This window comes from Spirillospora sp. NPDC049652, from assembly GCF_040675125.1.
Lineage (GTDB): Bacteria > Actinomycetota > Actinomycetes > Streptosporangiales > Streptosporangiaceae > Spirillospora.
Map to the genome: position 1 here is coordinate 1 of NZ_JBFAOF010000251.1, position 8,473 is coordinate 8,473.

Below are 8,473 nucleotides of genomic sequence, written 5' to 3' on the forward strand. Positions count from 1 at the left end.
CGCGGCGTCCACCCTGATCGTGACCGCGCCCGGACGCGCCGACCTCGGGACCGTCGTCCTGGCCCGCGCGGGCGGCGTGGAGCTCCCGCCGCCGGGCCCGTGGACGATCGACCCGGCGCACTCGTCGGTCGCCGCGATCGCCCAGCACCTCGGCCTGTCCAGCGTCCGGGGCCGGTTCGCCTCCTTCGAGGGGCGGATCGACATCGCCGAGCCGGTCGAGCGGTCGCGGGTCGTCGCCCGGATCGACGCCGCGTCCATCGACACCGGGACCAAGGTCCGCGACGACCACCTGCGCTCCGCCGACTTCCTGAACGCGGCGGAGCACCCGGTCATCGAGTACCGCGGTGAGGGGCTCACCCAGCAGGGGCCCGACCGCTGGACCGTCCACGGGCAGCTCACGCTCAACGGCCACACCCGTCCGGTCGACCTGGACCTGACCTATCTCGGCACCGGTCCCGACCCTTGGGGCGGCGTCCGTGCGGCGTTCCGCGCCACCACCCGGCTCCGCCGCCACGACTTCGGCATCCGGTTCAACCAGATCCTTGAGGCGGGCATCGCGGCCGTGGGTGACAGCCTCAAGATCGAACTAGAGGTCCAGGCAGCTCAGGGCACCTCTCTCCCCAGCTGAGCCCAGAGTTATCCACAGTCTGTGGATTGCTTGGCGGTGCGGATCGACGACCGCGACGATGGAAACGGAGTCGACGGTCCGCATGCGCGGCCAGAGGGGAGCCTTCGATGAGGTCTCGGCGTGACAGCGCAGGTCTGCCTGGAACCACTGAGGAGAGCCGCGCCCAACGGCCTCCCGGCCGACGGCCTTCCGCCCAACGGCCTCCCGGCCGCCGCCTCTCCAGCCATTGGCCTTCGAGTCGGCGGCCCCCTGAGTCAGGGGGCTCAGTGTCAGCGGCCCTTGAGGTCGTGGACCAGGCGGTCGGCGGAGGCGCGGTCCGGCGTGCCGGTGATGACGACCTTGCCGTCGGTGATGGCCATCTCGACGCGGGGCGCGGTGATCAGCCTGCTGCCGGTCACGAAGGCGACGTCGCGGCCGATGGTCGACCGGGTGAGCTGGGCGAACGCCTTGCGATCGGAGGCGCGGAGGGTGACGGCGACGTCGTAGGCGCCCCCGGTGCGGCCGCGCTGGACGCGCAGGTCGGTCACCTTCCGGATCGACATGCCCTGGGTGAGCTGGTAGCAGACCAGGCCCGTGGTCGTCTGTCCGGTGACGCCCTGCGTGCCCGCCGGGCACTGGCCGGGGCTCGTCTGCGCGACCGGGAAGATCTGGAGCGGCGAGGCCAGGGCGATCGGGCGTTCCTTCATGGAACCCGCGATCAGGGCGCCCGTCACGGCCACGGCGGCGATCAGGATGCCCAGCGTGAGCACCATCGTGACGAGAGCGGCACGGTGTTCGCGAGCGCCTTGGTCGTTTCGGTCGTGCTTGGCGTGCCCGCCGCGCAGCTCGGCGCGGCTCCGCTTCACCGCGGCCGCTTCCCGCTGCCGCGCCCTCGACCGGGCGCGCCGCCGGGCGTCAGGGTCCTCCAGGCCGTCCCCGGCGTCCAGCGGCACGGTGAGTGTGGAGGTCGCCGTCCCCGCGGCCCCAGCCGCGGCCCGGGCAAGCCCCGGAGTCCCAGCCGACTCTGGCGTCTTTCCTGAGCCTGGCGTCTTCCCTGACTTCGGCGTCTTCTCCGACGCGGCCACGCCGGGCATCGGCGTCGTGCCGGAAGCCCCGCGCTCATGCTGCGCGGCCGCGCCGGCCGACGCCGTTCCGGACCCGGGTGCCTTGCGCCGCGATGCCGACCCGGCCTCGGATGCCTTGCGGGACGGTGCCGGCCCGGTCTCGGATGCCTTGTCGGACGACGTCGGCCCAGTCCCGAGTGCCTTGTCCGACGACGCCTGCTCAGACCCTCTCGTCTTGTCGGACGTGGCCTGCTCAGGCGTCGGCGTCTCGCCGGAAGCCGCCCGGTCGAACTTCGATGCCCTGTCCGCATCCGAGGACTGGCCGGACGTCCGTCGGCCCAATCTCCGCGACTTTCCGGACTTCGGCGGCTTGCCGTTGCCTGGCGTCTTACCGGAGCTCGCCGTCCTGTGCGACGGGTCGGTCGCAGGGGATGCCGCCGAGTTGGAGGGCTCCGCGACATCGGTGGCAGGCGCGCTCCCGGCGGGAGGCGGCACCTCGCCGCTGGCGGGCCCTGCCGTCCCAGCGGAGGTCGGCTTCTCGGACTGGTCTGCGGATCTCCCTGAGGAGAACGTGGCTGCCGCCGTAGCGCGCTCGGTCGCGTCGGGCCGTGCGGGCTCGGCGTTCTCGCCAGGCGCGGCGGGCGCGGTGGCGTCGTGCGTGCCGGAGGGCGGCGTAGCGGAGGCGTTGGTCTGCTGGGAAGCGGTCGCGGCCTGGAGGCGCTCCAGACGCTTGCGTTCGCGGCGACCCAGCTTTCGAGGTGCTGAGGAGGCCGCACCCGACGGAGTCACGGGAGCCGTGGAGCCCGAGGATGATGCCGACGACTCTGCGTCCCGCGAGGTTGGGGAAGGGGCCGAGCCCGGAGCAACCGCAGACGACCCGAGCCCCTGCGATGCCGCAGGCGAGGAGGCGTCTGGTGAGCTCGCGGGAGAGGCCTGGGCCGGCGCCGACACCGACGCGCCCGACGAGGCGGGTTCTGGCGAGGTCGCGGGGGAGCCCGAGGCGGGTGCTTCAGTCGGAGAGGTTGAGCTCGGCGAAGTCGGCAGTACCGACGGAGAGGTGGGTGAGGCTGGATCGGCCGGTGTGGTGGACGGAGTCGGCGTCTCTGCTGCCTTGGCGGTGGCAGGGCTCTCCGAGGCTGCGGAAGAAGCCTCCGCCGATGAAGCGGCGGAAGAGGCTTCTTGCGGAGACGCAGGGGAGGGGGAAGCAGGCTTCGGCGTGGCCTCGGCCTGGGCCGCGGTGTCCTGGTCGCGGTCGGCGTCGCGGGCCTGCCGCGGGTCGGACGAGGTGGCGTCGAGGGCCTCGGTGCGGTGGCGACCGCGACCCTTTCCGGCGCGCTCGGGCTTGGGATCGGCGGACGTGTCCTGACGACCCTTGCTGCGGCGCGGAACGACCCGCATCGTCACCTCCCCGACAGTTGATCTCCAAGTCTTGCAGGAAGGGACCCGCCGACGCACCCCTTGACGGGGCGTAGGTCGTGACCGGTGGGAAAACGGCCATGCACAAGTGAGTAAAACCGAGCCGGGAAGGGGGCCCTAATTGGTTCGGAGGCACAAAACCCTCGCATCTCCGGAGACGCCGACCGCCGGGGAAGATCCCGGGCGATCGCGGCCTGGGCCGCCCGTCCCCCCGGCTGTCGTTCCGCACCTCTTCTAGATGCCGGTCGGCCGGTGACCCCCTGCGCCCCTTGGCGCCCCTCGGCGGGCCGCCGATGCTTGTGTCGGTAAGACGCGGCTGGGCCGGACGGGCCCGCCCCACTGCGCCCGCGCGAACGCCCACGCCGCCTCGCAGGTGGTCGAGGAGGTGGTGCCTGCTCCGGCGACCACGGCAGCTGAGCAGCGGGTATGGCTTCCATCTGGGCCGTCCGGTGGACGGATGCCGCATAGGGACGGTCCCGCATAGGGACGGTCCCGCATGGGGACGGTCCCGCATGGGGACGGACGCGCATGGGGACGGTCCCGCATAGGGACGGACGCGCATGGGGACGGACGCGCAGAGGGACGGACCGGCATGGGGACGGACGCGCAGAGGGACAGACGCGCAGAGGGACGGACGCCGCTTTGGCGGGGGCTCGGCTCTTGGCTCGACAGGAGGTCTGCAGTCTTCGACAGGAGCCAAGGGGCCTTCCGACGAGGAAGCGCGGATCCGCGCTACGCGAAGGTGGCCCCTCTGGGAGGGAGCCGACTCAAAACAAGGGGCCCGCTTCCGGGTGGAAGCGGGCCCCTCTTGAGGTGCGGGCCGTCACCCCTGGGCGGGGCGACGGGCGTGCGCGGTGTCGGGCCTCCGGCGGAGGGCGACGAGGGTCAGTCGACGCGCCAGGTGTCGCCGCTGGCGAGGAGGGCGGCGAGGTCGCCCTGGCCCTGGGTCTCGACGGCCTCGTCGACCTGCGCGCGCATCAGCTCGTCGTAGGACGGGCGGTCCACGTTGCGGAAGATGCCGATCGGGGTGTGCTCGAAGGCCGGGGAGTCCAGCCGGGACAGGGCGAACGCCTGGGACGGGTCCGGGTTGGACGCGTCGTGCACGGCGATCTCCGACGGGTCGACGTCCGCGGTGGCCACGACCTCGAACGAGCCGGTCGGGGTGCGGCGCAGCGCCTTCTGCCCCTCGGCGCCGAACACGATCGGACGGCCGTCCTCCAGGCGGATGGTGATGTCGTCGCGGACCGAGGCGTCCTTGAGCGGCTCGAACGCGCCGTCGTTGAAGATGTTGCAGTTCTGGTAGATCTCGACGAGCGAGGTGCCGCGGTGCTGGGCCGCCGCGCGCAGCACCGAGTGCAGGTGCTTGCGGTCGGAGTCGATCGTCCGGGCGACGAAGGTGCCCTCCGCGCCGATCGCCAGCGAGAGCGGGTTGAACGGGGAGTCCAGCGAGCCCATCGGGGTCGACTTGGTGATCTTCCCGGTCTCCGAGGTGGGCGAGTACTGGCCCTTGGTCAGCCCGTAGATCCGGTTGTTGAACAGCAGGATCTTCAGGTTGACGTTGCGGCGCAGCGCGTGGATCAGGTGGTTGCCGCCGATCGACAGCGCGTCGCCGTCACCCGTGACGACCCACACCGACAGGTCGGGGCGGGACGTCGCGAGGCCGGTGGCGATCGCCGGGGCGCGGCCGTGGATCGAGTGGAACCCGTAGGTGTTCATGTAGTACGGGAACCGGGACGAGCAGCCGATGCCGGAGACGAAGGTGATGTTCTCCCTGCGCAGCCCGAGCTCGGGCAGGAAGGACTGGACGGCCGCGAGGATCGCGTAGTCCCCGCAGCCGGGGCACCAGCGGACCTCCTGGTCGGTCTTGAAGTCCTTCATGCTCTGCTTGGCGTCGGTCTTCGGCACCAGCGACAGCGCGAGCGGGCCGTCGCCCGCCGCGCCGCCGGAGGCACTGCCGTTGACGCCGCCGTTGCCGTTGGTCTCACTCACTGTCGATCACTTCCCGGATCACACCCGCGAGCTCCTCGGCCTTGAACGGCAGGCCGCGCACGCGGTTGTAGCTGACGACGTCGATGAGGAACCGGCCGCGCAGCAGCATCGCGAGCTGCCCGAGGTTGATCTCCGGCACCACGACCTTGTCGTAGGAGCGGAGCACCGCCTCGGTGTTGGCCGGGAACGGGTTGAGGTGCCGCAGGTGCGCCTGCGCGATCCTGCCGCCGTCCTTGCGGACGCGCCGGACGGCCGCGGAGATCGCGCCGTACGTGCCGCCCCAGCCGAGCACGAGCACCCGGGCCTCGCCGGACGGGTCGTCCACGTCGAGGGGGGCCACATCGCCCGCGATCCCGTCGACCTTGGCCTGCCGCAGCCGGACCATGAGGTCGTGGTTCGCCCCGTCGTAGGAGATGTTGCCGGAGCCGTCCGCCTTCTCCAGGCCGCCGATCCGGTGCTCCAGGCCGGGCGTGCCGGGCACGGCCCACGGCCGGGCGAGCGTCTCGGGGTCGCGCTTGAAGGGCTGGAAGTCCTCCTGGTCCGGCTCGGCGAAGCCCGGCTCGATGACCGGCAGCGAGTCGACCGCGGGGATCTTCCAGGGCTCGGAGCCGTTGGCGAGGTAGCCGTCCGACAGGACGATGACCGGGGTGCGGTACTTGACCGCGATCCGGGCGGCCTCCAGGGCGGCGTCGAAGCAGTCCGACGGCGAGCGGGGCGCGACCACCGGCACCGGGGCCTCGCCGTTGCGGCCGTACATGGCCTGCATGAGGTCGGCCTGCTCGGTCTTGGTGGGCAGCCCGGTGGACGGCCCGGCCCGCTGCACGTCGATGACCAGCAGGGGCAGCTCGGTGGCGACCGCGAGGCCGATGGTCTCGGACTTCAGCGCGATGCCCGGCCCGGAGGTGGTGGTCACGCCGAGCGAGCCGCCGAAGGAGGCGCCGAGCGCGGCGCCGACCGCGGCGATCTCGTCCTCGGCCTGGAACGTCCGGACGCCGAACCGCTTGTGCCTGGACAGCTCGTGCAGGATGTCGGAGGCCGGGGTGATCGGGTAGGAGCCGAGGAACACCGGCAGGCCGCTGCGGTCGCCGGCGGCGACCAGCCCGTAGGCGAGCGCGGTGTTGCCGGTGATGTTGCGGTACAGGCCCGGCTCGTGCTCGGCGGGCTTGATCTCGTACTGGACCGAGAACGCCTCGGTGGTCTCACCGAACGACCAGCCCGCCTGGAAGGCCGCGATGTTGGCCTTCATGATCTCGGGCTTGCGGGCGAACTTGCGCTCCAGGAAGGCGACCGTCCCCTCGGTGGGGCGGTGGTAGAGCCAGGACAGCAGCCCGAGCGCGAACATGTTCTTCGCCCGCTCGGCGTCCTTCTTGGAGATGTCGAAGTCCTCGAGGGCCTTGACGGTCATCGAGGTGAGCGGCAGCGCGTGCACCCGATACTCGCTGAGCGACTCGTCCTCGACCGGGTTCGCCGGGTACCCGACCTTGGCCAGGTTCCGCTTGCTGAACTCGTCGGTGTTGATGATCAGGTCGGCGCCGCGCGGCAGGTCGCCGAGGTTGGCCTTGAGCGCCGCCGGGTTCATCGCGACGAGCACGTTGGGCGCGTCGCCGGGGGTGAGGATGTCGTGGTCGGCGAAGTGCAACTGGAAGCTGGACACGCCGGGGAGGGTGCCGGCCGGGGCGCGGATCTCGGCCGGGAAGTTCGGCAGGGTCGACAGGTCGTTGCCGAACGCCGCCGTCTCCTGGGTGAAGCGGTCACCGGTCAGCTGCATGCCGTCGCCGGAGTCCCCGGCGAAGCGGATGATGACGCGGTCGAGTTGCTGGACCTTCTTGGTCACAGAGGAAGACCTCCTCGACGCGCAGCGTCCGTCCCGGCGGAGGCGCCCGGGATCGTGGCGCTACTTAGGCTTACCTTCATCGTATGTCCGGGACGCGGTGCCTTGGTCGGCCGACCGGGAGGCCCGCAACCCGGTAATCCGGGCATATCACCGGGATTGGGCTGTCGTGTCGTTGTTCTTGCGCAATCCGGGGTTCGGCCCGTCCCGCTCCGGACGTGCGGCCGCTCGGACGCCTTGCCCGGCCCTCCCGGCGGCCCCGCTGATCACGTTCGGCGGCCGGTCGGCCGACCGAGTCCGGCCAGCCGACCGAGTCCGGCCGGAGGGCATTCGCCGGAGGCGCCGCCAGGCCCGCCGACCGCCCATCAGGTGGGCCCGCGAGAGCTCCCGTCAGGCGCCCTGAGGCGGACCGTGCCCGGTCCTGCAGGGGCGACCGCCCCGGCCCGGCGCTTCAGGCACGACGTCGACACAGGCAGCTGGCCAGGCGGCAGTAGTCGACGTGGAGTCGCCGGACGAGCGCGGCGCGTCGGGAGGTCTCCGGGGGCACGGGGTTCACGCCACGCACTATAAGCAGCGCCTTGCGTCCGGGTGCGCACCGCCCCTGCTCCGAATCCCGCTTGTGTTCCAGGTCACGGAGCCTCTCCCGGCACCCGTGTCACCGGCCGGTGAGAATCCGCAGGCGGTCAGGGGGTAGTCGTCGGACGGTGCCGGTCGAGCTGCTTGAGCAACTGCGGGACCCGCGACGCCGAGACCGCCTCACCCAGCACTCGTGCGCGCGCCTCGTACGCGTGCGCGCCGGGGTCGTCCAACGCGGACCGCATCCACGACCGCCAGCCCGGACTCGTCACCGTGCAGCGCAGCACGAGCGACCCGTTCGACGGGACGGCTCCCGAGCCGGTGCACGAGCCGAGGGTGCGGCGGTCGGCCACGATCGTGACGCGCAGCGTCGCCCGCGACCCGTCCGGCGGCGAGCCCGCCGGGCGGACGAGCGTGGCCGGGACGCTGACCGTGCAGCCCTCCACGTTCTGGTCGCAGTTGACGAACGTCAGCTTGCCCGGACGGAACCGCAGCGCCGGATCGGCCGCCCCGGCCAGCGCGGCGACGCGTCCGCGCACCTCGGCGAACGACTTGGCCGCGTTCGGGACGGCGCCGACGGTGAACACCGGCTGGTCGCCGACCGCCGCCTGCACGCGGACGAGCGCGTTGGGCGCGTCCACCCCGACGAGGTAGTCGGCGCGCGGCGTCTTCACCCGGTACGCCCGGATGCCGCCGACGTTCTCGGTGGACGGCCTGTCCGGCGCGGCCGCGAGCCGCTTGGCGATCGTGTCGGGCGCGAACACCGCCTTCACGTCCAGGCCGGGCAGGCTCGCGGGCGCCTTCGTCCAGCGGCCCGCGTAGTCGTCGGCGTGCTCGGACTCGCCGCCGTAGGTCTTCCAGAAGGACGCGGCGGCGCGGAGATAGGTGTCGCCGCCCGTCGCGACGACGTCCGCGTGTTCCGGGCCGGCGGTGAGCGTCCCGGACGCCGCGAGACGTCCGCCGCCCTCGGTTCTGCCCGGGATGTCTTGG

General features: G+C 72.2%; 5 protein-coding genes. 1 reads left to right on the plus strand and 4 read right to left on the minus strand.

Going from position 1 to position 8,473, the window contains the following annotated elements:
• A partial coding sequence (locus tag AB0J52_RS17950) for a YceI family protein (protein ID WP_500182713.1) occupies nucleotides 1-628 on the plus strand: 628 nt, incomplete at its 5' end.
• A 269-nt stretch (nucleotides 629-897) separates the two neighbouring features.
• On the opposite strand, the gene AB0J52_RS17955 is transcribed toward AB0J52_RS17950, so the two are convergent.
• From AB0J52_RS17955 to AB0J52_RS17970, 4 genes are all read right to left on the minus strand, one after another.
• A complete protein-coding gene (locus AB0J52_RS17955; RefSeq protein WP_500182714.1) occupies nucleotides 898-1,560 on the minus strand; it encodes a SecDF P1 head subdomain-containing protein in 663 nt (220 codons plus the stop codon).
• A gap of 2,412 nt (nucleotides 1,561-3,972) precedes the next feature.
• Nucleotides 3,973-5,076: a 2-oxoacid:ferredoxin oxidoreductase subunit beta gene (locus tag AB0J52_RS17960; protein WP_500182715.1), complete on the minus strand. Its 1,104-nt coding sequence runs from the start codon at nucleotides 5,074-5,076 to the stop codon at nucleotides 3,973-3,975.
• Nucleotides 5,069-6,910 (minus strand): 2-oxoacid:acceptor oxidoreductase subunit alpha, encoded by a 1,842-nt coding sequence (locus AB0J52_RS17965; protein WP_500182716.1) that lies wholly within the window; start codon nucleotides 6,908-6,910, stop codon nucleotides 5,069-5,071. The genes AB0J52_RS17960 and AB0J52_RS17965 overlap by 8 nt, the downstream gene beginning before the upstream one ends.
• A 680-nt stretch (nucleotides 6,911-7,590) precedes the next feature.
• The coding region (locus AB0J52_RS17970) for a hypothetical protein (RefSeq protein WP_500182717.1) at nucleotides 7,591-8,473 on the minus strand (883 nt) is incomplete at its 5' end.